Below are 24,955 nucleotides of genomic sequence, written 5' to 3'. Positions count from 1 at the left end.
CCCGCCGGTAAACACATTTCAAGGAGATGCGGATGAAACAGTTTTTGATTGCTCCCTCAATTCTGTCGGCCGATTTTGCCCGCCTGGGCGAGGACACCGCCAATGCACTCGCGGCTGGTGCGGATGTCGTCCATTTCGACGTTATGGATAACCACTACGTTCCCAATCTGACCATCGGCCCGATGGTGCTCAAGGCGCTGCGCAATTACGGTATTACCGCGCCGATCGACGTCCATCTGATGGTGAAGCCTGTCGATCGCCTGGTCCCAGATTTTGCCGCAGCGGGTGCCAGCATCATCACCTTCCATCCGGAAGCCTCCGAACACGTTGACCGCACGCTGCAGCTGATCAAAGAGAACGGCTGTAAGGCGGGTCTGGTGTTTAACCCGGCCACGCCGCTGAGCTATCTCGACTACGTGATGGATAAGCTGGACGTGATCCTGCTGATGTCCGTAAACCCGGGCTTTGGCGGTCAGTCGTTCATTCCTCACACTCTTGATAAGCTGCGAGAAGTACGCCGCCGTATCGATGAGTCTGGCTACGACATTCGCCTGGAAGTGGACGGTGGCGTGAAGGTGAATAACATCGGTGAGATTGCCGCAGCGGGCGCGGATATGTTCGTTGCAGGTTCGGCCATCTTTGACCAGCCGGACTACAAAAAAGTGATTGATGAAATGCGCAGTGAACTGGCAAAGGTAAGTCATGGATAAATTGCAGGCAACCCGGGGTATCGCATTTGACCTCGACGGCACGCTGGTCGACAGCGCGCCAGGCTTAACGAGCGCGGTCGACCAGGCGCTGTACGCGCTTGAACTTCCCGTTGCGGGAGAAGAACGCGTGGTGACGTGGATTGGCAACGGTGCCGACGTGCTGATGGAGCGCGCCCTGAACTGGGCTCGCCAGGAGCGCGCATCGCAGCGTTCCGCACAGGGTAAACCGAGCGTCGATCACGCCGATATTCCGCAGGATGAGCAGCTGCGCGTACTGCGCAAACTGTTCGACCGCTTCTACGAACAAACCGTTGAAGAAGGCAGCTTCCTGTTCCCGGACGTGGCGGAAACGCTGAGCGCACTTCACGCCAAAGGCATCCCGCTGGGGCTGGTGACCAATAAGCCGACGCCGTTCGTCGCACCTCTGCTGGAAGCGCTGGATATCGCAAAGTACTTCTCGGTGATTGTTGGCGGCGATGACGTGCAGAACAAAAAGCCGCACCCGGAACCGCTTCTGCTGGTGGCAGGAAAATTATCCTTAACGCCTGCGGAGCTGCTCTTTGTTGGTGATTCCCGCAATGATATTCTGGCTGCCAGAGCGGCGGGCTGTCCTTCCGTGGGATTAACCTATGGCTACAACTACGGTGAGGCCATCACGCTGAGTGAGCCGGACGTCGTGTTCGACCACTTCAAAGATTTGTTGCCCGCACTCGGGCTTTCGCACAGTGAACATCAGGAATTGAAAAATGACTAAGCCCATCGTTTTTAGTGGCGCACAGCCCTCAGGTGAATTGACCATTGGTAACTACATGGGTGCGTTACGTCAGTGGGTTAGCATGCAGGATGACTACCATTGTATTTACTGCATCGTGGATCTGCACGCTATTACCGCACGTCAGGATCCTGAGAAGCTGCGCAAAGCCACCCTTGATACGCTGGCGCTGTATCTGGCCTGCGGCATCGACCCGGAAAAGAGCACTATCTTCGTTCAGTCTCACGTGCCGGAGCACGCGCAGCTGGGCTGGGCGCTGAACTGCTATACCTATTTCGGCGAGCTGAGCCGCATGACCCAGTTCAAGGATAAATCCGCGCGCTACTCTGAGAACATCAACGCCGGTCTGTTCGACTATCCGGTACTGATGGCGGCTGACATCCTGCTGTATCAAACCAACCAGGTCCCGGTGGGAGAAGACCAGAAGCAGCACCTGGAGCTGAGCCGCGATATCGCCCAGCGCTTCAACGCGATCTATGGCGACGTGTTCAAGGTGCCAGAGCCGTTCATTCCGAAATCCGGCGCGCGCGTGATGTCGCTGCTGGAGCCGACCAAGAAGATGTCCAAGTCTGACGATAACCGCAACAACGTTATCGGCCTGCTGGAAGATCCGAAATCGGTGGTGAAAAAGCTCAAGCGTGCTGTGACCGATTCCGACGAGCCGCCAGTCGTGCGCTACGACGTGCAGAACAAAGCGGGCGTGTCTAACCTGCTGGATATCCTCTCCGGCGTAACGGGCCAGAGCATTCCTGAGCTGGAAAAACACTTCGAAGGCAAGATGTACGGCCACCTGAAAGGTGAAGTGGCAGACGCCGTTTCCGGCATGCTGACCGAGCTGCAGGAGCGCTATAACCGCTACCGTAACGACGAAGCTTTCCTGCAGAAGGTGATGAAAGACGGCGCGGAAAAAGCCAGCGCGCGTGCGTCCGAGACTCTGAAAGCGGTGTACGAAGCGATTGGGTTTGTCGCGAAACCTTAGGTAAAAGCAAAACGGTAACCACGTTACCGTTTTTAGGGTTTATTCCCTCTCCCCGTGGGAGAGGGCCAGGGTGAGGGCATCAGGCCGCACCACCCCAACAAAAAAACCGGGAAATTCCCGGTTTTTTTACGCCTGAAAAACGCTTACTGCTGTGCCGCCGGGCCGCAGCCACCGATGATCTTCGAAATGGAGATCGCCGGGTGCAGCAGGTAATCGTAGCTGCAGTTATTTTTCGTGTTTTGCACGTGACCGGTGCAGGCGGTCAGGGTCGATAACAGGCCAACCAGAACGGCGGCATTTGCCAGTTTGAACATACGCATTCCTTGTCTTAAAACGAAAATTGGATGTAACTCAAGGGAATAAATGGAAAAGTTCCATTTCAGGGCGGTATGTTATCGACAGCGGTAAGAGGGGAGTAGTCCGGTTAAGGACTACTCGAAATTTGGAGAATATGCGTCAGTGGTTGGAGAACCAGTTCAGTTTCTCGCGTAGCTCAACCACGCGGCCAACAATAATCAGCGCCGGACTTTCTACCTGCTGCGCCAGTTCGCCGAGCTGCGTCAGCACGCCATCCACCACGCGCTGCGTAATGGCGGTACCGTTTTCCACCAGCGCGACCGGCATATCTGCCTCCATGCCGTGTTCCAGCAGTTTTGCCTGGATGGTCGCGGCCTGGTTCAGCCCCATGTAGAACACCAGAGTCTGCTTTTCGGCGGCCAGGTTGTGCCAGTCCAGCTCGCTGCCGGTTTTCAGATGGCCCGTCACCAGGCGCACGCTCTGAGCGTAATCACGGTGGGTCAGCGGAATACCGGAGTAGGCTGAACACCCGGACGCCGCCGTAATGCCCGGCACCACGGAGAACGGAATGCCCGCGTTGCACAGCGTTTCCAGCTCCTCGCCGCCGCGGCCAAAGATAAACGGATCGCCGCCCTTAAGGCGGACCACGCGCTTGCCTTTCTGCGCCTCGTGCAGCAGGATCTGGTTAATCTCCTCCTGCGGCACGCAGTGGTAGCCCGCTCGCTTGCCGACGAATACGCGGTCGGCGTCGCGGCGCACCAGGTTCATGATGTCATCGGAGACCAGGCGATCGTACACCACGATATCGGCCTGCTGGATCTGCTGTAGCCCTTTTAGGGTCAGCAAGCCCGCGTCGCCGGGACCAGCCCCGACCAGCACCACTTCACCGCGGTGATCCAGCGGTTCGATGAACAGCTGCTCGGTCGTCTCTTCAACGGCTTTCGCATCCTGATTCGCCAGCGACTGCGCCAGCCGGTCGTTAACAAAGAATTTTTCCCAGAAGCGGCGACGTTCACCGACGGTCGAGAAGGTTTGCTTCACGCGGGAACGAAGCTGCCCGGCGTACTGCGCAATCTGACCAAGGTGCTGGGGCAGCACGGCCTCCAGCTTTTCCCGCAGCAGGCGGGCGAGAACCGGCGAGCGACCGCCGGACGACACCGCGATCATCAGCGGCGAGCGGTCGATGATCGACGGCATGATAAAGCTGGCCTCTTTCGGCGCATCCACCACGTTGCAGAAGATGCGGCGCGCTTCGCAGGCGTCGCTGACGCGCTGGTTCACTTCATCGTTATCCGTCGCGGCGATGGTCAGCCAGCAGGTATCCAGCAGGGATTCATTAAATTCCCCCTGTTCCAGCGTGAGCATCCCTTCCTGGGCCCAGACGTTAAACTGCGGGGCGAAGTCGAGGGCGTTGACGGTCAGTCGAGCGCCCGCTTCCAGCAGCAGGCGCGCTTTGCGCTCAGCCACGTCGCCGCCGCCCACGAGCAGGCAGTCGCGGTTGCGTAATTGACAAAAAATCGGCAGGTGATCCACGACGTTACCTCGCAGCATTCATGGAGGGGGTAAGAGTTGACGTCAGGATAACAGCAGGAATCGTACAGAACATACGGTTTTTCCTGCCGTTACCCATAAGGGGTCATAAGCCTTTCCTATTGAAAAGGCTGGGGGTTACGCCTTCAGCTGCACCTTGCCGTCCCTCACGCGGGCGTCGTAGTGCTTCACAGAGTGGCTCTCATCTTCCATGCAGTGCCCGTCGGTCAGGCGGAAGCGCTGCTTTTTCAGCGGGCTGGCAACCCACAGCTCGCCCTGGTGCTCCGCAATCAGGCCGCGGGAGAGCACGCTGGCGTCGAAGAACGGGTCGATATTGCTGATGGCAAAAACCTGTTCGTCATGACGAGGGCGGAAAATCGCGACCTGCTCGTTACCCAGCAGCGCACAGACGCCGGTGGCAGGCAGAATATCGTTAATGTTGCAGATGTTTACCCACTGGCTCATGCGTTTTCCTCCACCAGAGTTACCGGAATACGTTCATACGGCGTCGCCGGACGATGCTGTTCGCGCTCTGCCACGACCTGCACGTTAGGGTCGCGCTGGGTGCTGTTGATAAAGTGTTTGAAGCGCGTCTGCGCCGCCGGGGTGTTCACGGTTTCGGTCCATTCGCAAATCACCGCGTCGCGCAGGCGAGCCATCTCTTCTTCCAGATGCTCGTTCAGGCCCAGCTTGTCGTCGATGATGACCGACTTCAGGTAGTCGATGCCGCCTTCCAGATTATCCAGCCACGAGGCGGTACGGGTCAGCTTATCGGCGGTACGGATGTAGAACATCATGAAGCGGTCGAGATACTGAATCAGCGTGTCGCGATCGAGGTCTGCCGCCAGCAGGTCCGCGTGGCGTGGCTTCATCCCGCCGTTGCCGCACACGTACAGGTTCCAGCCTTTCTCGGTGGCGATGATCCCCACGTCTTTACCCTGCGCTTCGGCACATTCGCGGGTACAGCCGGAGACGCCGAACTTCATTTTGTGCGGCGTGCGGATGCCCTTGTAGCGGTTCTCCAGCTCCACGCCGAAGCCCACGCTGTCGCCGACGCCGTAGCGGCACCAGGTGCTGCCCACGCAGGTTTTTGCCATGCGCAGCGCTTTTGCGTACGCGTGGCCGGTTTCGAAGCCCGCTTCAATCAGCTGACGCCAGATTTCCGGCAGGTCATCCTTCTGCGCGCCAAACAGGCCGATACGCTGGGAGCCGGTGATTTTGGTGTACAGATTAAATTCACGGGCGATACGGCCTACGGCCACCAGCCCTTCCGGCGTGATTTCGCCACCGGCGGAACGTGGAATAACGGAGTAGGTGCCGTCTTTCTGGATGTTGGCCAGGAAGTTGTCGTTGGTGTCCTGCAGCGGCGTATGCTCGGGTTTAAGCACGTACTCGTTCCAGCAGGAGGCCAGCAGGGAGCCGACGGTCGGTTTACAGACTTCGCAGCCGTAGCCCTGGCCGTGCTTCGCCAGCAGTTCGTCGAAGGACTTAATGCCCTCCACGCGGATCAGGTGGTACAGCTCCTGGCGAGAATATGCGAAGTGCTCGCACAGGTTGTTGTTCACTTCGATGCCCTGTTTCGCCAGTTCGGCGTTCAGCACCTGCGTGACCAGCGGAATACAGCCACCGCAGCCGGTACCGGCTTTGGTTTCCGCTTTCAGCGCCGCCACGGTATGGCAGCCTTTGTTGATGGCGGAGATCAGCATGCCTTTGGTGACGTCGAAGCAGGAGCAAATCTGCGCGCTGTCCGGCAGTTTGTCCACGCCGATAGACGGCTTGCCGCTGGAGGCGTAGGCCGGGAGGATCAGCGCGTCCGGGTTTTCCGGCAGCTCGATGGCGTTCAGCACCAGCTGCAGCAGGTTGCCGAAGTCGCTGGTGTCACCCACCAGTACCGCGCCGAGCAGGGTTTTGTTGTCCTGGCTGACGATCAGGCGTTTATAGACTTCTTTGCTTTCGTCGAGGTAGACGTAGCTGCGTGAGTTCGGGGTACGACCGTGCGCATCGCCGATGCCGCCTACGTCCACGCCCAGCAGCTTCAGCTTGGCGCTCATGTCTGCGCCGGTGAAGGCGTTTTCGGTGCCGAGAATGTGGTCAACGGCAACCTGCGCCATTTTGTAGCCCGGCGCCACCAGGCCGTAGACGCGGTTGTTCCAGCTGGCGCACTCGCCGATAGCGTAGATATCCGGGTCGGAGGTCTGGCAGGAATCGTTAATCATGATCCCGCCGCGCTGCGCCACGGCCAGACCGCACTGGGTGGCCATTTTGTCGCGCGGACGAATACCGGTGGAGAAGACGATGAAGTCCACTTCCAGCTCGCTGCCGTCGGCAAAGCGCATGGTTTTACGCGCTTCGGTACCTTCCTGAACGATCTCTTTTGTGTTCTTGCTGGTGTGAACCTTCACGCCCATGCTTTCGATTTTACGGCGCAGCTGGTCACCGCCCATGTGGTCCAGCTGTTCGGCCATCAGCATCGGGGCAAATTCGATGACGTGGGTTTCAACGCCGAGGTTTTTCAGCGCGCCTGCGGCTTCCAGACCCAGCAGGCCGCCGCCGACGACCGCACCGCGTTTGCTACGGCGGGCGCAGTTTTCGATGGCTTTCAGGTCTTCAATGGTACGATAAACGAAGCAATCCTGCGTTTCCGAGCCTTTGATCGGCGGGATCCACGGGTATGAGCCAGTCGCCATGATCAGCTTGTCGTAAAAAACCGTACGTCCGGCGCTGGAGTGGATCACTTTTTCCTGACGGTTGATGGTGATAGCGCGTTCGCCCACCAGCACTTTTACGCCGTGCTTCTCATAGAAACCTTCACGCACCAGAGAAAGCTCTTCGGCGGTATGATGGGAGAAGTAGGAAGACAAGTGCACACGGTCGTACGCCTTGCGGGGTTCTTCACAGAACACGGTAATGTCGAAACGGTCGGCGTCGGCTTTATCGAGAAGATCCTCAATAAAGCGGTGGCCGACCATGCCGTTACCGATGATAGCGAGTCTGACTTTGCTCATTTTTGCCTCGATTTCTTTTCTATTACTGCCTACCTTAACGATTCAGCAGGGGCACTTATTGATGCAAATCAAATACGCCTTAACCTACCCCCTAAGTGGTATATGACTGATTTGTCAGGATTTTTATAAGTAATGGAATTTGCTGGCTTTTCGCATTCGCTGATTTTGTGTACAAAATAGGGCGCATTTTTAAAAATGCGTACTCCTAAATTTCAGACGCGTTTTTCGGGAGAAAGGTATGTCTACAACACCGCTTTGGCTTGTCCAGAATGTTCGCTTACCGGGTCGGGAAGGGCTGTGGCAAATTCCCATTGAGAACGGTCGTTTTGGCGGCATTACGCCGATGGACGATACCCATGCCGAAAGTTACGAAATCCTCAACGCGCGCGGCGGGCTGGCGATCCCGCCGTTCATCGAGCCGCATATCCACCTGGATACCACGCAGACGGCGGGCGAGCCGAGCTGGAACCAGTCCGGCACGCTCTTTGAAGGCATCGAGCGCTGGGCCGAGCGCAAGGCGCTGCTCAGCCATGAGGACGTAAAGGCCCGCGCCTGGAAAACGCTGAAGTGGCAAATCGCCAACGGCATCCAGTTTGTGCGTACTCATGTGGATGTCTCTGATCCGACGCTCACCGCCCTTAAGGCGATGCTGGAGGTGAAGCAGGAGGTCGCCCCGTGGGTGACGCTGCAAATCGTCGCGTTCCCGCAGGAGGGCATTCTCTCTTACCCGAACGGCGCGGCGCTGCTGGAAGAGGCGTTAAGGCTGGGGGCCGACGTGGTGGGGGCGATCCCGCACTTCGAGTTCACCCGCGAGTACGGCGTGCAGTCGCTGCATATCGCTTTTGATCTGGCGAAGAAGTACGACCGACCGCTGGATATCCACTGCGATGAAATTGACGACGAACAGTCCCGGTTTGTCGAAACCGTCGCAACGCTGGCGTACGAGGCCGGCATCGGCCCGCGCGTGACCGCCAGCCACACCACCGCCATGCACTCCTACAACGGCGCGTACACCTCGCGCCTGTTCCGCCTGCTGAAGATGTCGGGCATCAACTTTGTCGCTAACCCGCTGGTGAACATCCACCTGCAGGGGCGCTTTGACGACTATCCGAAGCGTCGCGGCATCACGCGCGTGAAAGAGCTGCAGGAGGCGGGCATTAACGTCTGCTTTGGTCACGATGACGTTTTTGACCCGTGGTATCCGCTCGGCACCGGCAACATGCTGCAGGTGCTGCACATGGGGCTGCACGTCTGTCAGATGATGGGCTATCCGCAGATCGACAGCGGCCTGAACCTGATAACCCATAACAGCGCCCGTACCTTTGGCCTGAGCGATTACGGCATTGAGGAGGGCAACCCGGCGAACCTGATTATTCTGCCTGCGGAGAGCGGATTTGAAGCCGTGCGCTGCCAGGTGCCGGTGCGCTGGTCGATTCGTCAGGGACGCGTGATTGCCACGACGCAGCTGGCGCAGACGTGGATCCAAACGGACGTCGGAGGAGAAGAGGTGAGCTTTGCCAGAAACAGCCCCTCTGCAGAGCGCAAAGGGGCGTAGGGTTTAGTGGGACGCTGCTGCCGCGTTGTGCTGGCGGTGGCGGGTCACGAAGCCCAGAATGAAGCACATGATGAACACCACGGCGTACAGACCGTTGGCGGTGTGCAGCGCCGCCAGCGGGCCGCTGTGGGCGACGATTGGGCCAGTCACCACGAAGGTCAGCATGGTGCCGATGGTGCCGCAGGTCAGAACGAAGTTAACCAGCTTCGGCGAGGCCACTTTGGTCTGCAGGGAGCCCAGGGTGATGATTGAGGTATAAATCGCGCTGGAGAAGAAGCCCAGGGTCAGAATGAACCACGGCATATGCTCCGGGGAACCGTTGATGAACAGATACATCAGCACGGTTGCCAGACCTGCCAGCACGGTGAGAATGCGCTGCAGGTCGAAGAAGCGCAGGATGAAGCTAAACGCCCACATGCCGAACATGTAAGACATCCAGAAATCGCTCACCAGTTTGCCCGCGTCGTTCAGGCTCATGCCCAGCCCTTTGGCGTATTCCGGTACCCAGGAGATAAAGCCCAGCTGGCCGAGGATGTAGCACAGCGCGGCGACGGAGAGGAACAGCACGCCGATGCCCCATTTCTCTTTTGCGACAGGTTCAGACGCGGTTTGCGCTTTCTTGCCCAGCACCGGGAAGTCGCAGCCGAAGGTCAGAATAAAGATCGCCACGTAGACCAGACCGATGCAGGCATACACCCAGTACCACTCGATGCTGCGCGCCAGCAGAACGGCGGCGACCATCGGGAAAATCATCCCGGCCATGCTGAAGAAGGAGTCGGTAAACAGCAGGCGCGCGCCGCGCTGGCGGCCTTCATACATGTGCGTAATAAGGAACGTACCGATCGACATGGTGATCCCGCTGACCAGACCGAGCACGAACATGGCGGCGGAGAACAGGGCGATGCTGTGGCTCAGCATCAGGCCCGCCACGGCGGCGACCATCAGCACAAAGCCAAAGCGCAGCTGGGTTTTCAGCGGGACGATTTCCATCAGCCAGGCATTCAGGAAGATTGAGATCAGGATCCCCGCGTTGAGGAAGGTGAAGGTGTTACTCATGCTGGAAACGGGCAGCTGGAAGTAGTCTGCGATATTTCCCATCACCATCCCGGTGACGATCACCAACGCGCCGGTCAGGGCGTAGGAGAAGAAGCTGATCCATGTGAGCTTGATGCGATTGCTGTTAGTCATGTCTGGCCTGTTCAAAGTAAAGTAAAACGCATTAATCGCGTTTGAGCGGGCAGATTTTAGACGGGAAAGTGATCTAATTAAATCTTTTAGGAAACTTTCGATCTTAATTGCAGGGTTTAGTGTGATCCTGATCACACTAAAAGGCGTTATAACCAATCGTTTGCGCGGTTACAACTGTTTCAATTTCGTAAAATTAGGTAAAAGGCTGGTCTACGTTCATACTGCTCTTTAGAATCAAGCCATTCGCTTTTTATACTGCGCTTTGTTAAGGAATTCTCATGCTCAAATCAACACTGGCGGCTGTCGCAGCTGTGTTTGCTCTTTCTGCCGTTTCCCCTGCTGCGCTGGCAGCCAAGGGTGACCCTCACGTCCTGCTGACGACCTCTGCCGGGAATATTGAGCTGGAACTGAACAGCCAGAAAGCCCCTGTTTCTGTTAAAAACTTCCTCGACTACGTGAACAGTGGTTTCTATAACAACACCACCTTCCACCGCGTGATCCCTGGCTTCATGGTGCAGGGCGGCGGCTTCAACGAGCAGATGCAGCAGAAGCAGCCTAACCCGCCAATCAAAAACGAAGCGGACAACGGCCTGCTGAACAAGCGCGGCACCATCTCCATGGCGCGTACAGCGGATAAAGACAGCGCGACCAGCCAGTTCTTTCTGAACGTGGCGGATAACGCCTTCCTCGACCACGGCCAGCGCGACTTTGGCTATGCCGTTTTCGGTAAGATTGTGAAAGGTATGGACGTGGCCGACAAGATTTCTCAGGTGCCGACCCACGACGTCGGTCCGTACCAGAATGTGCCGTCAAAACCGGTGGTTATCCTCTCCGCAAAAGTTCTGCCGTAACTCTTCTGAACGCGGGTTTCTTTTGCCCGCGTTTTGTCTCCCTCCCTGCGAAAGCGCGTTTTGCTGCTTATACTTGTGGCAAACGGACTATTCAGGGAGGCGTTAAGTGAAAAAACTCACCGATAAGCAAAAATCCCGTCTCTGGGAACAGCAGCGTAACGTCAATTTTCAGGCCAGCTGCCAGCTCGAAAAAGGCAATGGTCCTTCAGATCCTCAAATTGAGTCGCTGGCGCTGGGGCCTTCTGCACCCGGCTTGCCCCACCTGTGCCTCATTCACCGCCACCTGTACCGCAGAGAGATTAAGCTGGCTGGCGAGTTCCGCACCGCCGATATCGCTAAGGGCGACATTCCTTTTTGTCATTTCGAGTACATCGAGAAGATGGGGAACGACCTGATGGACGCGCTGGAATACGACAACTATCTGGTCGGCCTTAGCAAAGAGGAATTTACAGACCGGGTTAGCCATTACTACTGTGAAATCAATATGCTGCACCCTTTTATGCGCGGTAACGGCATTTCCCAGAGGATCTTCTTTGAGCAGCTGGCACTCCACGCGGGCTACGCGCTGGACTGGCGTGATATCGATCCCGCGCAGTGGGTAGCGGCTAACCAGAGTGGTGCGATGGGGGATTTAACGGCCCTGAACGCCATCTTTGCCAAAGTAGTGAGCGAAGCGCGGGAATCTGAGTAAAATAGGGCGGCATTTTTTTCTGGAGCCGCCATGATTCTTCTGATTGATAACTACGATTCCTTCACCTGGAACCTTTACCAGTATTTCTGCGAGCTGGGTGCCGAGGTGGTCGTTCGCCGTAACGACGAGATAACCCTGGCAGATATCGAGAAGTTGGCTCCGCAGAAAATTGTTATCTCACCGGGCCCCTGCACGCCGTCGGAATCCGGCATCTCGCTTGATGCGATACGCCGTTATGCAGGCAAGCTGCCGATTCTGGGCGTCTGCCTCGGCCATCAGGCCATTGCTCAGGCGTTTGGCGCGACCATCGTGCGCGCAGCGAAGGTGATGCATGGCAAAACGTCACCCGTCACGCACGCCGGCACGGGCGTATTCACCGGGTTGAATAATCCCCTAACCGTAACGCGCTACCATTCTCTGGTAATCGACCCGCCAACCTTACCCGCGTGCTTTGACGTGACCGCCTGGAGCGAGTCGCAGGAGATCATGGGGATTCGCCACCGCGAGTGGGATCTCGAAGGCGTGCAGTTCCACCCGGAAAGCATCCTCAGCGAGCAGGGCCACCAGCTGCTGGCGAATTTCCTTAAGCGCTGAATATCTGTTGCCTTGCTGTGATTTTTTATGCATATTTTGTGATTATATTTTCACAATCACTGTGACATAAAAATGGATGGTCATGACATGGCAACTGAACAACCAGCAATTACCCGCGCGACATTCGATGAAGTCATTCTGCCGATTTATGCACCGGCCGAGTTTATCCCTGTAAAAGGGAAAGGCAGCCGCGTCTGGGATCAGCAGGGCAAAGAGTATGTGGATTTCGCGGGCGGCATTGCGGTGACGGCGCTGGGTCATTGCCATCCTGCGCTGGTGGAGGCGCTGAAAACCCAGGGCGAAACCCTGTGGCACACCAGCAACGTGTTCACCAACGAACCGGCGCTGCGCCTGGGGCGTAAGATCATCGATGCCACCTTCGCCGAGCGCGTGCTGTTCATGAACTCCGGCACTGAAGCCAACGAAACCGCCTTTAAGCTGGCGCGCTACTACGCAACCACGCGCCACAGCCCGTACAAAACCAAAATCATCGCCTTCCATAACGCTTTCCACGGACGCTCGTTCTTTACCGTTTCCGTTGGTGGTCAGCCGAAATACTCAGACGGGTTTGGTCCGAAGCCAGCCGACATCGTTCACGTGCCCTTTAACGATCTGCACGCGGTAAAAGCGGTAATGGATGACCATACCTGCGCGGTCGTCGTTGAGCCGATTCAGGGCGAAGGCGGCGTGACGGCGGCGACGCCGGAGTTCCTGAAAGGACTGCGCGAACTGTGCGACGAGCATCAGGCGCTGCTGGTCTTTGATGAAGTGCAGTGCGGCATGGGGCGCACCGGGGATCTGTTTGCCTACATGCACTACGGCGTGACGCCGGACATCCTGACCAGCGCCAAAGCGCTCGGCGGCGGCTTCCCGGTCAGCGCGGTGCTGACGACGCAGGATATTGCCTCTGCGTTCCACGTTGGTTCTCACGGCTCTACCTACGGCGGCAACCCGCTGGCGAGCGCCGTGGCGAGCGCGGCGTTTGATATCATCAACACGCCGGAGGTGTTGAACGGCGTCAACGCGAAGCGGGAGCTGTTTGTCAAGCACCTGCTGCAGATTGATGAGCAGTACGACGTGTTCAGCGAAATCCGCGGCATGGGGCTGCTGATTGGCGCCGAGCTGAAGCCGCAGTACAAAGGCCGCGCGCGCGATTTCCTGCACGCCGCCGCGCACGAAGGGGTGATGGTGCTCAACGCCGGACCGGACGTAATGCGCTTTGCGCCGTCGCTGGTGGTGGAAGAGAAGGATATTGAAGACGGGTTAAGCCGTTTTGCCGCGGCGGTCGCGAAGATCGTTAAGGGTTAATACTCGGTTCGCTTTAATCGACGCGTTAACCAAATCCCGTGATGCGGACGCTGACGCCATGCCACCGATGAAATGGTGTGCATGGTGTTCAAATGTCCCAGAACGCGCTGCAGGTGCTGCTCCAGGGTGCTCATCGGCCCGTGGGTCAGCGTTTCAGGCGCTTCGAGAATATTGGAATCGCCCGACTCGCCCGGCGCGTCGTACTCCAGACGCTGCTGACACCTCTGCAACGCAATTTCACACGACTGCAAATAGCGCTGCGCCAGATCCGGCGTGAGCATGGTGTGCTCGCGCGCCAGCGTGGTCATGGCGTTAATGTGCTCGACGATAAACTGGCTGTGTGTCACCCACAGCTTCATGTCTGCAAGATAGTGCGAGTTAAAGCCCGGCTCCTGCATCGCCTGGTTGAGCGAGTTGAACAGGGCGTTGTGCGCCTGGTTGACCCTCATGCGCTGGTAGGCCAGCGGGGAGGGCTGCGGATCGTCGCTCAGGATCAGGCGGATGGCCTGCTGATCGGCCTCCAGCGCGTCGTGGGCGTTTTGCCTCAGTAATCCGCTCTGCCACTGCGGCCACAGCCAGACCATGCCGCCGAAGGCAATCAGGCAGCCAATCAGGGTATCGACCAGGCGGGCAATAATGAATTGATCGCCGTTGAGCGTGAGCAGCTGCAGGGTGTACACCGCCGTAACCGTAAAGCCCACCGTCGCCCAGCCGTAGTTTTTGCGGATGATGAGATAGCTCACCATCGTAATCGCCAGCATCCCGACCAGCGTATACCCTTCCGGCACGTGGAAATGCAGCGTCGCCCCCGCAATAATCAGCCCGGCCATCGTGCCGCCAGCCCGGTGGAAAATACGCACGCGCGTGGCGCCATAGCCGTTCTGCGTCACGAACAGCACGGTCATTAAGATCCAGTAGGGTTTCGGCAGATGCAGCGCCATACCCATCAGGCTGGCGATGCTGAGCATGACGCTTATCCGCGCGGCGTTGCGCAGGGCGGCGGATTTCAGCGACAGGTAGCTTTTGAGGGCGGGCAGCAGCGGCAGACGCTTCTGTTTATCCGCCATCAGGTCGCGAGGATAAAGCGGGCGCTGGGTACGCAATACGCGGGCGATGCGGCTGAAGTGCCAGGCGGCAAACTGGCCGACCGGGTTATCCGGGTGCTGACGCGCAATTTTTTCCAGCGCGCCGAGCGGTTTGTCCATGTTAAAGCGCGTCGGGTAGCGGTGATAGAGAATATCGTCGGCCAGCACCCGCAGGCGCGCCGACACGGTCTGGGCGTTCCAGCGGATCACCGCTTCGGCGTGGCTGCGCTCGACCAGCTTTTGCACCTCCTGCGGATGGTGCAGGCTCACGGAGATATGCTCCTGCAGATCCAGCCCCACCTGGAAGGTGCGCAGCAGCCGCTTGTACTCGTGGTTTTTATTGGCGGCGAGCATGTGCAGCTGCTGATAGCACTGGCTGATCAGGTCGACCACCTTTTGCTGGCGCGCCAGCAGCGGCGGAAGGGATTTCTCCGGATCGGTGTGCTGGGTCAGCAGGGTATATTTGGCTTCACAGTAATCCGCCAGCTGCACGTAGAGCAGGCTCAGGGATTCACGCAGCGGCTGCTCCCGCCACAGCCAGAACCAGAACCAGTTAAACAGCCCGTACCACAGCGTGCCGAGGGCGTAGATGAGCAGCGGTTCCCATATCGGCATATTCCCCGCGAGGCTCAGGGTGAATATGGCGGCAATCAGCGAGGCGGGCAGCAGGCGCGCGTGAAGCGAACTGATCTCCGCCGTTACGCCGAGCGTCATCGCCAGCACGGTCAGGATCAGCGGGAGCGGAATATCACGGGCGAGCAGGAGCTGTACGGCAAGGCTACAGCCGGCAAACAGGCAGCCGCCGATAATCAGGCGCTTGAAAAAGCGTTTATGCGGCGTGTCCAAACCGGCGATGTTGCAGCAGGCGGGCACGAGGGAAAACAGCAGGCCTTGCTGAAGATGTCCGAGGATCAGGCCCACGGCCACGGGAAGGCACAACACCAACGTTTGTCGCAGTGCGTAGTTAACTTCCGGGTGATAAATCAGCCTGCGCCACATGGGGAATAGAGACAAAAACGGCGTGCCACCCTGAGATGGCACGCCGTTTGACCGAATTAACGGGTTCCGTAAACCACGATGGTTTTACCGTGCGCGGAGATCAGGTTCTGATCTTCCAGCATTTTCAGAATACGGCCTACTGTTTCACGGGAACAACCGACGATCTGACCGATTTCCTGACGGGTAATTTTAATTTGCATGCCGTCCGGGTGGGTCATTGCGTCTGGCTGTTTCGCCAGGTTCAGCAGGGTCTGTGCGATACGACCGGTCACGTCCAGGAACGCCAGGTTACCGACTTTTTCAGAGGTGACCTGCAGGCGACGCGCCATCTGGGAAGAGAGACGCATCAGGATGTCAGGATTAACCTGAATCAGCTGACGGAACTTCTTGTAAGAAATTTCAGCCACTTCACATGCTGTCTTTGCACGAACCCAGGCGCTACGTTCCTGGCCTTCTTCAAACAGGCCCAGTTCGCCGATGAAATCGCCCTGGTTCAGATAAGAAAGGATCATCTCTTTCCCTTCTTCATCTTTGATCAGCACTGCCACCGAGCCTTTAACGATGTAATACAACGTCTCGGCTTTTTCACCCTGGTGAATCAGAGTGCTTTTCGATGGGTACTTATGAATGTGGCAATGAGACAAGAACCATTCGAGAGTCGGGTCTGTTTGCGGTTTGCCAAGCACCATGCGCTGTTATCCTCTGTTATAAGCTGTCACCAGAGTCATAAGATGCATCCGGACTCTGGGGTTGCAATCGAATTCTTACCCATACCCTGGGAAGTCGGCTGTCGTAATTTTCGCAGCCAGTAAAGTTTGATGTCCTCTGCATACATGTGTAACGTCAATGTATTACTGTAGCATCCAGAGTGTTTTAGCATAGCTTTTGCCGCGTGTCTCCTGGTGTCTCGCTTCAGCATGATGCAGGTCGCCTTCCGTTGCGAGAAATGTAACGCGCGCGTAATCTGTCACCAAAAATGCAACGTTGGAGTTAATGAATATGCAAGCGCGTGTGAAATGGGTTGAAGGTTTAACGTTCCTGGGCGAATCCGCTTCCGGGCACCAGATTTTGATGGACGGTAACTCCGGCGACAAGGCCCCAAGCCCGATGGAAATGGTGCTGATGGCGGCGGGTGGATGCAGCGCGATTGACGTGGTGTCGATTCTGCAAAAAGGCCGTCACGATGTGACCGACTGCGAAGTGAAGCTCACGTCAGAACGTCGCGAAGAGGCGCCACGCCTGTTCACGCATATTAATCTGCACTTTATCGTGACCGGTAAAGAGCTGAAAGATGCCGCGGTATCACGCGCCGTAGACCTTTCTGCGGAAAAATACTGCTCTGTGGCGTTAATGCTGGAGAAAGCGGTAAAAATCACCCATTCGTATGAGGTGATCGAGGCTTAATCTTTTGGCGGGTGGCGCTTCGCTGACCCGCCCTACAAAAGCACGACCGTAGGCCCGGTAAGCGCAGCGCCACCGGGCAAAACAACTCACGCGATCTGCTTCCCTTCCATCAGTCGCTGGACCAGCGGCGTCATAATTAACTCCATCGCCAGCCCCATTTTTCCGCCCGGCACCACCAGCGTATTCATGTGGGAAATGAACGAGCCCTGCAGCATCGCCAGCAGCCAGGGATAATCGATGCCTTCCAGATTGCGGAAGTGGATCACCACAAAACTCTCATCCAGAGACGGGATGGTTTTCGCCGCAAACGGGTTGGAGGTGTCCACCGTCGGCACGCGCTGGAAGTTGATATGGGTACGCGAGAACTGTGGCGTCAGGAAGTTGATGTAATCTTCCATAGATCGCACCACCGAATCCATCACCGCCTCGCGCGAATGGCCGCGCTCGCTGATGTCGCGCGTCAGCTTCTGGATCCATTCCAGGTTAACGATCGGCACCACGCCCACCAGCAGATCCACGTGGCGCGCCACGTCGTGCTGGTTGGTCACCACGCCGCCGTGCAGCCCTTCGTAAAACAGCACGTCGGTGGGTTCCGGCAGCGGCTGCCACGGGGTAAACGTCCCCGGCACCTGGTTCCAGGGAACCGCTTCGTCGTAGGTGTGCAGGTATTTGCGGGATTGTCCTTTGCCGGTCTGACCGTATTCTCTGAAGGTCTGCTCTAGCAGGCCGAAATCATTGGCATCGGGGCCAAAGTAGCTGATGTGTTTACCGAGATCCCGCGCTTTACGGATGGCCATGTCCATTTCAGGGCGCGTGTAGCGGTGAAAGCTGTCGCCCTCAACCTCTGCCGCCTGTAAGTTCAGCTGTGCGAAAATTTTGCGAAAGGCAAGGCTGGTGGTGGTGGTTCCCGCCCCGCTCGAACCCGTGACGGCAATAACCGGATGTCTGGCAGACATAGCAACTCCCTGACTGGAAAGGTTTACAGATCAGCCGTGAAACGCGTTGCGGGGCATGATATTGACCGTCTCATGCAGTTCAGACCATACCAGCACCACGTCGCCGCTTTTAAGCTGGCGTTTTACATCGCTGACCTTTTGTTCAAGAGAACGTTCATGTTCACCATAATCGGTGCCCTCTCGTAATACAAAGCTTTCAATCAGATTATCGAGCGTTTCGGGAGGCAGATCCTGCCAGGGAATAATCATTTTTTACCGTCCAGAAATGAGGTGAGCCAGTCAGGAATGCGGGTTTCCAGCCACATTTTCGGGCGTCGCAGCGTACCGCCGACAAATCCCACGTGGCCGCCATGCTCGGTCAGCTGATAGTGAACGTTTTCAGGCAAAAATTCCTGGGCCGGAATGGAGTGGTGGTCCATAAACGGATCGTCTTTGGCATGGATGATCAGCGTCGGCTGGGTGATTTTGCTGAGCAGCGGCATTGCGCTGCACTGGCGATAATAGTCAATCGCATCGGCAAATCCGTGAATTTTAGCGGTGATCAGATCGTCGAATTCACGAATGCGGCGCACCTTTTTCAGCTGGCGAAGGCTAACGGGTAAGGTGTCCGGGTAGGCCTTCAGCTTACGCGCCGCGTTGGCCTTCAGCAGGTTGAGCAGGTAGCGCTGATAAACCCGTGAAAAGCCTTTTTCCATATGGTAGCTGCACTGCTCCAGCATGAAAGGCGCAGAGACGATAACGGCGGCATCCAGCGGCACCGTTTCACCCTCTTTCGCCAGCAGGCAGGCCAGCATATTGCCGCCCAGCGAATAGCCCACCGCCGCCGTCGGCACCGTTCCATAGTTCTCTCTCAGCCAGTGTAAGAACCAGGTGCCATCTTCGGTTTCACCCGAATGATAAATGCGCTTCTGGCGATTCGGCTCGCCGCTGCAGCCGCGAAAATGCATCACCACGCCAAGCCAGCCGCGCGCCTTTGCCGCCTCGATGAGGCCATGCGCGTAAGGGCTGTGCAGGCTGCCTTCCAGACCGTGAAACACCACCAGCCGGGGCTTATGCCTGGCCAGCTCCGGCGCTTCGCTCCAGGCGAGATCCAAAAAGTCACCGTCCGGCAAATCCAGGCGCTGCCAGTGTGGGGTGAACTGAACCTTGCGGCGGATCAGGCGCGGCAGCATGGTTTGCAGATGGCAGTTAGCCAGGCCGCGCATGGGCACGAATTCTGCGCTGTCGTCGGCAGCAATCTCAAAGTCTGACGGGATGATTTGGGTCATAACGGCGATGCTAATTATTGTCTGTTATTTACGATACCTTCCGAATTGTACCCCGTTTAGCCTGGATTTCCGAAACATGAACTGATCCCGATCACAAATCTTTACCTTGATTATTACTCTCAGGCTAATGATTGCGCTCTATGCTTAATTGATGCCTTTCTCACCAGAGCGCACACTTTACTCAACGTTAAGCAAATCAAAATGATTAGCTGAATCAGGAGGTTAATAATGTTATCTGGGCAAACACCCACCCGGCAATGGAACACTCGACGCAGCGAAAAAGCGCGTCGTCTGGCGTCCGTACCGGTGCAGGGCAAGGTACTGCCAACCGGCGATCTTGTCGCTATGCTGGAAAAACTGATCGCACCGGGCGACAAGGTCGTTCTGGAAGGTAACAACCAGAAGCAGGCCGATTTCCTTTCCCGCTCGCTCGCCGAGGTGAATCCGCAAATCGTTCACGATCTGCATATGATCATGCCGAGCGTGGGCCGCAGCGAGCATCTGGATATCTTCGAAAAAGGCATCGCCCGCAAGCTGGACTTCTCCTTCTCCGGCACGCAAAGCCTGCGCATTTCGCAGCTGCTGGAAGACGGTCAGCTCGAAATCGGTGCGATCCACACTTACATCGAACTTTACTCACGCCTCTACGTCGACCTCTCGCCCAACGTGGCGCTGATTGCCGGTTTTAAAGCGGACCGCAAAGGTAACCTCTACACCGGGGCAAGTACCGAAGATACCCCGGCGCTGGTGGAAGCCGCCGCGTTCCACGACGGCATCGTCATCGCACAGGTGAACGAGCTGGTGGACGACGAATGCGATCTGCCGCGCGTCGACATTCCGGGCTCCTGGATCGATTACGTGGTCGTTGCGGATAAGCCGTTCTTTATCGAACCGCTGTTCACCCGCGACCCGCGCCTGATCAAGCAGGAGCATATCCTGATGGCGATGATGGCCATCAAAGGCATCTACGCAGAGCACCAGGTGCAGTCCCTGAACCACGGTATCGGCTTTAACACCGCGGCGATTGAGCTGCTGCTGCCTACCTACGGCGAACAGCTCGGCCTGAAGGGCAAAATCTGTCAACACTGGACGCTGAACCCGCATCCCACGCTGATCCCCGCCATCGAAAGCGGCTGGGTGGAAAGCGTGCACTGCTTCGGCGGCGAGCTGGGGATGGAAGAGTACATCCGCGCCCGTCCGGACGTGTTCTTTACCGGTGCCGACGGCTCCATGCGTTCCAACCGCGCCTTCTGCCAGCTGGCAGGCCAGTACGCGGTGGATATGTTCATCGGCTCTACGCTGCAGGTTGACGGCTACGCCAACTCCTCCACCGTGACCCGCGGTCGTCTTTCCGGCTTCGGCGGTGCGCCAAACATGGGCCACGATCCGCACGGTCGTCGTCATGCGACCCCGGCCTGGCTGAACATGATCACCGAGCCTGACCCAATGCAGCGCGGTAAAAAACTGGTCGTGCAGATGGTCGAAACCTTCCAGGCAGGCGTGAAGCCGACCTTCGTGGAAAAACTCGATGCCGTTGACGTGGCGAAAGCCTCCGGCATGCCGCTGGCACCGGTGATGATTTACGGCGATGACGTGACGCACGTGCTGACGGAAGAGGGGATTGCTTACCTCTATCGCGCCAAAGATCTGGAAGAGCGTCGGGCCATGGTTGCCGCCGTCGCGGGGATCACCGATATCGGCCTGGGCGTTGACGCCAAACGCGTGGCGGAACTGCGCCAGAGCGGCAAAGTGGTCTATCCGGAAGATATGGGCATCCGCCGTACCGACGCTACCCGCTCTCTGCTGGCAGCCGGCAGCGTGTCTGACCTCGTTGAGTGGTCCGGCGGTTTGTACAACCCACCTGCGAAATTCCGGAGCTGGTAATGAAAGTTCTGCCCCAGATTCAGGTTGAAGGCGGTGCCGAATGGCTGGCGCGAACCGCCACGCAGTGTCTGATTGACGAAGCACGTTTAAGCCCGAAACCCGGTCTGGTGGACAGTCGGGGGAACGGCGCGCACCACGATTTATCCCTTGCGCTCATGGAGCGCTCCGCGCACAGCCTGACCTCCACGTTTCAGGCGCTGGCGCAGCAGAGCTGGCAGCGCCCGGCGGATATTGCCCTCAGGCAAACCGTTGGCCGTCTTGGCCGCGAAGGCGAACGGCAGATGATGGCCGCTACCGACGGCGTGAACACTCACCGCGGCGCGATTTGGGCGCTGGGGCTGTTGGTCAGCGCGGTGGCGATGCTGGGCGGGGATGCGGCTGCGCAAGCCGTCGCAAATACCGCCGCCCAGCTGGCGAAACTGCCGGACGAGGCGGCGCCGAAAGTGTTCAGCAAAGGGCTGCGCGCCACGCACCGCTACCGCGTGCCGGGCGCCAGAGAAGAAGCGCAGCAGGCGTTTCCGCACGTTATGCAGCGCGCGCTGCCGCAGCTTCGCCTGAGCCGTCTCAACGGCAGCAGCGAAACGCAGGCCAGGCTCGACGCGCTGATGGCGATCATGACCTCCCTCACCGACACCTGCGTGCTGTCGCGCGCCGGAATGGAGGGGCTGGACGCCATGCAGAGTGGTGCCCGTGCGGTACTGAACGCCGGAGGCTGTGCAACGCTCGCGGGCCAGCGGGCATTGGCGAGCTTAGATCGTCAGATGCTCACGCTCAACGCCTCGCCGGGCGGCGCAGCCGACCTGCTTGCCGCCACGCTGTTTCTCGACCGCGTCGAAACGCCTTATTCAAAGCATTAAGAGGATGTTATGGAAAAAATCACATTGACCGTGCCAGCCAGCCGCGCGTTAAGCGGCAGGGCGCTGGCAGGGGTAGTCGGCTCCGGGGATATGGAGGTGTTGTTTGCCGCCGAACCGGGCCAGACCTTAACCATCGATATCACCACCTCCGTCGACAACAGCCGTGGTCGCTGGGAGGCCCTGTTCAACCGCCTGCAGACCGTCAGCAGCCTGCCCGCCGGGAAGCTGACCATCCACGACTTCGGCGCGACGCCGGGCGTGGCGCGCATTCGCATCGAACAGGTCTTTGAGGGGGTAAGCCATGCGTAATGACAGCAGCTTTATCGAACTAAAAGCGCGCCAGCGCGCGCAGGCTCTGCTGGATGACGGCAGCTACCGCGAACTGCTGGACCCGTTTGAAGGCATTATCTCTCCGTGGCTTGGGCCGCAGGGGATTGTTCCGCAGGCCGATGACGGTATGGTCGTCGCAAAAGGCACCATTAACGGCCAGCCTGCGGTCGTCGTCGCGATTGAAGGCGCGTTCCAGGGCGGCAGCATGGGCGAAGTGTCCGGCGCCAAAATGGCGGCGGCCCTGGAGCTGGCGGCGGAAGATAACCGCAACGGTATTCCGACTCAGGCGGTGCTGTGCCTCGAAACCGGCGGCGTGCGTCTTCAGGAAGCCAACCTGGGCCTGGCGGCGATTGCCGATATCCACGCGGCGATCGTTGACCTGCGCCGCTACACCCCGGTGGTCGGGATTGTTGCCGGAACCGTGGGCTGCTTCGGCGGGATGTCCATTGCGGCAGCGCTCTGCAGCTACCTGATCGTGACCCGCGAAGCGCGTCTTGGCCTCAACGGCCCGCAGGTTATCGAGCAGGAGGCGGGCATTGAAGAGTATGACTCCCGCGACCGTCCGTTTATCTGGAGCATGACCGGCGGCGAAGTGCGCTATCAAAGCGGTCTGGTGGATGCCCTGGTAGGCGACGGCGTGAACGCGGTGAAAGCGGCGATGAACGACGCGATTGCCAAAGGCGTGCCGGCGAAACACCGCACCGATAACTACGACGATTACCTGAACCGTCTGACGAATTTCGACACCCGCAAGCAGGCCGATGCCGAACAGATTAACGCGCTTTTTGCCCGGGAGGTGAAATGATGAGTAATTCAATAAGCCGTGGCGAACTCTGGCTGGAAACCCTCGCCCCGAACGCCAAACGTATCGAAGGGCTTTGCCCGTCCGTGCAGGCGGCAGACGGCGAGCTGAACGGCGAGGCGGTGCGCTTTGTGGCCGTGGTGCCGGATGCCAATAACCACTTCCCGCGCGCGGCGCAGGGCGAAGTCGGCCTGCTGGAAGGCTGGACGCTGGCGAAGGTGGTCAGCGAAACCGTCGCGGCGGATGCCGATAAAGCCGTTAAGCGCCCGATTGTGGCGGTGATCGACGTCCCAAGCCAGGCCTATGGCCGTCGCGAAGAGGCGTTTGGTATCCACCAGGCGCTGGCGGGAGCCGCTGCCGCGTATGCAAACGCGCGTCTGGCCGGCCACCCGGTGATTGGTCTCATCGTCGGCAAGGCGATGTCCGGCGCGTTTCTGGCGCACGGCTACCAGGCCAACCGCCTGATCGCCTTTAACGACAAGGGCGTGCTGATCCACGCGATGGGTAAAGAGTCTGCGGCGCGTATTACGCTGCGCACCGTGGAGGCGCTGGAAAAACTGGCGGCGACCATTCCGCCGATGGCGTACGACATCAGCAACTACGCCACGCTGGGGCTGCTCTCTAACCTGCTGGATATCAGCAACCCGGATGCCCCATCCGATAACGATCTGGCGCAGGTGAAAACCACCCTGCAGCAGGCCATCAGTGACGCACGTCAGGACACCACGTTGAAAAACCGCTTGGGTGCTGACAACCGCCGCAGCTCGGCGCTCGTACGCGAACGTATGCGAGCCAGCTGGTAAGTAAAAAGAGACCTGCCAGAGATGTACAACCCCGTGGGCGCGCCCGCTGCGCCCGCGCGGGAACCTGCATCCTGAAAATAATAAACATCGCGCCAGTGCTTAAACTTTTTTACTACAGGTGATTTATGACTTACGTAATTGTTCATGCTCTTGCACCGATTTTCGTCATCATGCTGCTGGGATTCTGGGCCGGTAAGGCAAAGATGGTCGATAACAAAAATGTTTCCCTGCTCAATATTTTCGTGATGGATTTTGCACTGCCTGCCGCGCTGTTCAGCGCCACCGTGCAAACCCCGTGGACCGGCATCGTGGCCCAGTCGCCGCTGATCCTGGTGCTTACCCTGGCGATGTGGATCACCTATGCGGCAATCTACTTCCTCGCCACTAAAGTCTTTAAAAAATCCCCGCAGGACGCGGCGGTGCTGACGCTTACCGTTGCCCTGCCAAACTACGCGGCGCTCGGTCTGCCGATTCTGGGCAGCGTGCTGGGTGAAAGTTCTTCCACGTCGCTCTCCGTGGCGGTTTCTATCGCCTGCGGTTCGGTGCTGATGACCCCGTTCTGCCTGCTGATTCTGGAGCGTGAGAAAGCGCGCGCCGAAGGGAATAATTCCGGCTCAACGCTCTCCATGCTGCCGGTGCTGATGTGGCGTTCCATTAAGAAACCGATCGTGATGGGCCCGCTGCTGGGGGTGATCCTTTCCGCCATCGGCATCAAAATGCCGGAACTGGTGCTTGCGGCGATTAAACCGCTGGGGCTGTCCGCCACCGCTGCCGCGCTGTTCCTGACCGGGGTGATCCTCTCTGCCCGCAAGCTGCAGATCAATACCATGGTGATCACCTCCACCATCGCCAAGCTGCTGATTCAGCCAGCGATTGCCTGGGGTATCGTTTTGATCTTCGGCCTGCACGGCTCCGTGGCGATCACCGCTATCCTGATGATTGCGCTCTCCGCAGGCTTCTTCGGCGTGGTGTTCGGTAACCGCTTTGGCGTGCAGTCGCCGGATGCTGAAGCCGTGCTGCTGTTAAGCTCCGTACTGTGTATCCTGTCGCTGCCGCTGTTTATCTCGCTGACTTCAGGAATGTAATC

25 protein-coding genes are annotated in these 24,955 nt (G+C 58.2%); 15 read left to right on the top strand and 10 right to left on the bottom strand.

The window, feature by feature from the left end; translation table 11 throughout:
• The first annotated feature begins 32 nt into the window (after positions 1-32).
• The 3 genes from rpe to trpS are packed head-to-tail and all read left to right on the top strand — an operon-like array spanning position 33 to position 2,461.
• Positions 33-710, top strand: coding sequence for a ribulose-phosphate 3-epimerase (rpe, locus tag VPX56_RS21110; RefSeq protein ID WP_131635124.1), 678 nt, complete (start codon positions 33-35; stop codon positions 708-710).
• The gene (gene gph / locus VPX56_RS21105) at positions 703-1,464 is read left to right on the top strand and encodes a phosphoglycolate phosphatase (protein ID WP_326468727.1); all 762 of its coding nucleotides are present in this window, start codon (positions 703-705) and stop codon (positions 1,462-1,464) included. Before rpe ends, gph begins: the two co-directional genes overlap by 8 nt.
• Complete coding sequence (trpS, locus tag VPX56_RS21100) at positions 1,457-2,461, top strand: tryptophan--tRNA ligase (protein WP_131635122.1); 1,005 nt, start codon at positions 1,457-1,459, stop codon at positions 2,459-2,461. The genes gph and trpS overlap by 8 nt, the downstream gene beginning before the upstream one ends.
• Before the next feature lie 143 nt (positions 2,462-2,604).
• Here the strand turns inward: trpS and VPX56_RS21095 are convergent, their stop codons facing one another.
• The 4 genes from VPX56_RS21095 to nirB form a co-directional block, all read right to left on the bottom strand.
• Entirely contained in the window at positions 2,605-2,775 is a 171-nt protein-coding gene (locus tag VPX56_RS21095; RefSeq protein WP_326468725.1) for a YhfL family protein, read from the bottom strand.
• Positions 2,776-2,917: 142 nt separating this feature from the next.
• Entirely contained in the window at positions 2,918-4,291 is a 1,374-nt protein-coding gene (gene cysG, locus VPX56_RS21090) for a siroheme synthase CysG (protein WP_326468723.1), read from the bottom strand.
• A 135-nt stretch (positions 4,292-4,426) separates the two neighbouring features.
• A complete protein-coding gene (nirD, locus tag VPX56_RS21085; RefSeq protein WP_326468721.1) occupies positions 4,427-4,753 on the bottom strand; it encodes a nitrite reductase small subunit NirD in 327 nt (108 codons plus the stop codon).
• Positions 4,750-7,293, bottom strand: coding sequence for a nitrite reductase large subunit NirB (nirB, locus tag VPX56_RS21080; RefSeq protein WP_326468719.1), 2,544 nt, complete (start codon positions 7,291-7,293; stop codon positions 4,750-4,752). The genes nirD and nirB overlap by 4 nt, the downstream gene beginning before the upstream one ends.
• Positions 7,294-7,531: 238 nt before the next feature.
• Here nirB and VPX56_RS21075 point away from each other — a divergent pair, with 238 nt between their 5' ends.
• Positions 7,532-8,848 carry a cytosine deaminase gene (locus VPX56_RS21075; RefSeq protein ID WP_326468717.1) on the top strand — a complete coding sequence of 439 codons (1,317 nt, stop codon included), beginning with the start codon at positions 7,532-7,534 and terminating at the stop codon, positions 8,846-8,848.
• Positions 8,849-8,851: 3 nt separating this feature from the next.
• On the opposite strand, the gene tsgA is transcribed toward VPX56_RS21075, so the two are convergent.
• On the bottom strand, positions 8,852-10,036 hold the full coding sequence (gene tsgA / locus VPX56_RS21070; protein ID WP_326468715.1) for an MFS transporter TsgA: 1,185 nt from the start codon (positions 10,034-10,036) through the stop codon (positions 8,852-8,854).
• Positions 10,037-10,314: 278 nt separating this feature from the next.
• Between tsgA and ppiA the strand changes: the two genes are divergently transcribed.
• The 4 genes from ppiA to argD all read left to right on the top strand — a co-directional run bounded on the left by ppiA (position 10,315) and on the right by argD (position 13,480).
• On the top strand, positions 10,315-10,887 hold the full coding sequence (gene ppiA, locus VPX56_RS21065) for a peptidylprolyl isomerase A (RefSeq protein WP_023309471.1): 573 nt from the start codon (positions 10,315-10,317) through the stop codon (positions 10,885-10,887).
• Between the two features lie 106 nt (positions 10,888-10,993).
• On the top strand, positions 10,994-11,578 hold the full coding sequence (locus VPX56_RS21060) for a putative adenosine monophosphate-protein transferase Fic (RefSeq protein ID WP_326468713.1): 585 nt from the start codon (positions 10,994-10,996) through the stop codon (positions 11,576-11,578).
• Positions 11,579-11,608: 30 nt separating this feature from the next.
• On the top strand, positions 11,609-12,172 hold the full coding sequence (gene pabA / locus VPX56_RS21055; RefSeq protein ID WP_326468711.1) for an aminodeoxychorismate synthase component 2: 564 nt from the start codon (positions 11,609-11,611) through the stop codon (positions 12,170-12,172).
• An 87-nt stretch (positions 12,173-12,259) separates the two neighbouring features.
• Positions 12,260-13,480: a bifunctional acetylornithine/succinyldiaminopimelate transaminase gene (gene argD / locus VPX56_RS21050; RefSeq protein WP_326468709.1), complete on the top strand. Its 1,221-nt coding sequence runs from the start codon at positions 12,260-12,262 to the stop codon at positions 13,478-13,480.
• Here argD and VPX56_RS21045 read toward each other — a convergent pair.
• Positions 13,477-15,564, bottom strand: coding sequence for a YccS/YhfK family putative transporter (locus VPX56_RS21045; RefSeq protein ID WP_131635237.1), 2,088 nt, complete (start codon positions 15,562-15,564; stop codon positions 13,477-13,479). The genes argD and VPX56_RS21045 overlap by 4 nt on opposite strands.
• Before the next feature lie 56 nt (positions 15,565-15,620).
• Positions 15,621-16,253, bottom strand: a complete 633-nt coding sequence (gene crp / locus VPX56_RS21040; RefSeq protein ID WP_000242758.1) for a cAMP-activated global transcriptional regulator CRP — start codon at positions 16,251-16,253, stop codon at positions 15,621-15,623.
• A gap of 310 nt (positions 16,254-16,563) precedes the next feature.
• On the opposite strand from crp, the gene VPX56_RS21035 reads away from it, so the two are divergent.
• Positions 16,564-16,968 carry an OsmC family protein gene (locus tag VPX56_RS21035; protein WP_010436331.1) on the top strand — a complete coding sequence of 135 codons (405 nt, stop codon included), beginning with the start codon at positions 16,564-16,566 and terminating at the stop codon, positions 16,966-16,968.
• Positions 16,969-17,054: 86 nt separating this feature from the next.
• On the opposite strand, the gene VPX56_RS21030 is transcribed toward VPX56_RS21035, so the two are convergent.
• From VPX56_RS21030 to VPX56_RS21020, 3 genes are read right to left on the bottom strand one after another with little or no spacing between them, the layout of a single operon-like run.
• The gene (locus tag VPX56_RS21030; RefSeq protein ID WP_326468707.1) at positions 17,055-17,924 is read right to left on the bottom strand and encodes a phosphoribulokinase; all 870 of its coding nucleotides are present in this window, start codon (positions 17,922-17,924) and stop codon (positions 17,055-17,057) included.
• Between the two features lie 30 nt (positions 17,925-17,954).
• Positions 17,955-18,173 carry a YheU family protein gene (locus VPX56_RS21025; protein WP_131635112.1) on the bottom strand — a complete coding sequence of 73 codons (219 nt, stop codon included), beginning with the start codon at positions 18,171-18,173 and terminating at the stop codon, positions 17,955-17,957.
• On the bottom strand, positions 18,170-19,192 hold the full coding sequence (locus VPX56_RS21020; RefSeq protein ID WP_263611468.1) for a hydrolase: 1,023 nt from the start codon (positions 19,190-19,192) through the stop codon (positions 18,170-18,172). The genes VPX56_RS21025 and VPX56_RS21020 overlap by 4 nt, the downstream gene beginning before the upstream one ends.
• A 228-nt stretch (positions 19,193-19,420) precedes the next feature.
• Here VPX56_RS21020 and mdcA point away from each other — a divergent pair, with 228 nt between their 5' ends.
• The 6 genes from mdcA to VPX56_RS20990 all read left to right on the top strand — a co-directional run bounded on the left by mdcA (position 19,421) and on the right by VPX56_RS20990 (position 24,953).
• Positions 19,421-21,076, top strand: coding sequence for a malonate decarboxylase subunit alpha (gene mdcA, locus VPX56_RS21015; protein ID WP_326468703.1), 1,656 nt, complete (start codon positions 19,421-19,423; stop codon positions 21,074-21,076).
• Positions 21,076-21,933, top strand: a complete 858-nt coding sequence (locus VPX56_RS21010) for a triphosphoribosyl-dephospho-CoA synthase (RefSeq protein WP_326468701.1) — start codon at positions 21,076-21,078, stop codon at positions 21,931-21,933. Before mdcA ends, VPX56_RS21010 begins: the two co-directional genes overlap by 1 nt.
• A 9-nt stretch (positions 21,934-21,942) precedes the next feature.
• Positions 21,943-22,242: a malonate decarboxylase acyl carrier protein gene (gene mdcC / locus VPX56_RS21005; protein ID WP_119937631.1), complete on the top strand. Its 300-nt coding sequence runs from the start codon at positions 21,943-21,945 to the stop codon at positions 22,240-22,242.
• Entirely contained in the window at positions 22,235-23,068 is an 834-nt protein-coding gene (locus tag VPX56_RS21000; RefSeq protein WP_131635109.1) for a biotin-independent malonate decarboxylase subunit beta, read from the top strand. Before mdcC ends, VPX56_RS21000 begins: the two co-directional genes overlap by 8 nt.
• On the top strand, positions 23,068-23,868 hold the full coding sequence (mdcE, locus tag VPX56_RS20995; RefSeq protein ID WP_326472159.1) for a biotin-independent malonate decarboxylase subunit gamma: 801 nt from the start codon (positions 23,068-23,070) through the stop codon (positions 23,866-23,868). The genes VPX56_RS21000 and mdcE overlap by 1 nt, the downstream gene beginning before the upstream one ends.
• A gap of 125 nt (positions 23,869-23,993) precedes the next feature.
• The gene (locus tag VPX56_RS20990; RefSeq protein ID WP_006177842.1) at positions 23,994-24,953 is read left to right on the top strand and encodes an AEC family transporter; all 960 of its coding nucleotides are present in this window, start codon (positions 23,994-23,996) and stop codon (positions 24,951-24,953) included.
• Positions 24,954-24,955: the final 2 nt, after the last annotated feature.

The organism is Enterobacter wuhouensis (genome assembly GCF_035835995.1).
GTDB classification, from domain to species: Bacteria; Pseudomonadota; Gammaproteobacteria; order Enterobacterales; family Enterobacteriaceae; genus Enterobacter; species Enterobacter wuhouensis.
Note: the sequence above shows the minus strand (reverse complement) of the source record. Positions and strands in the feature narration are given on the sequence as shown.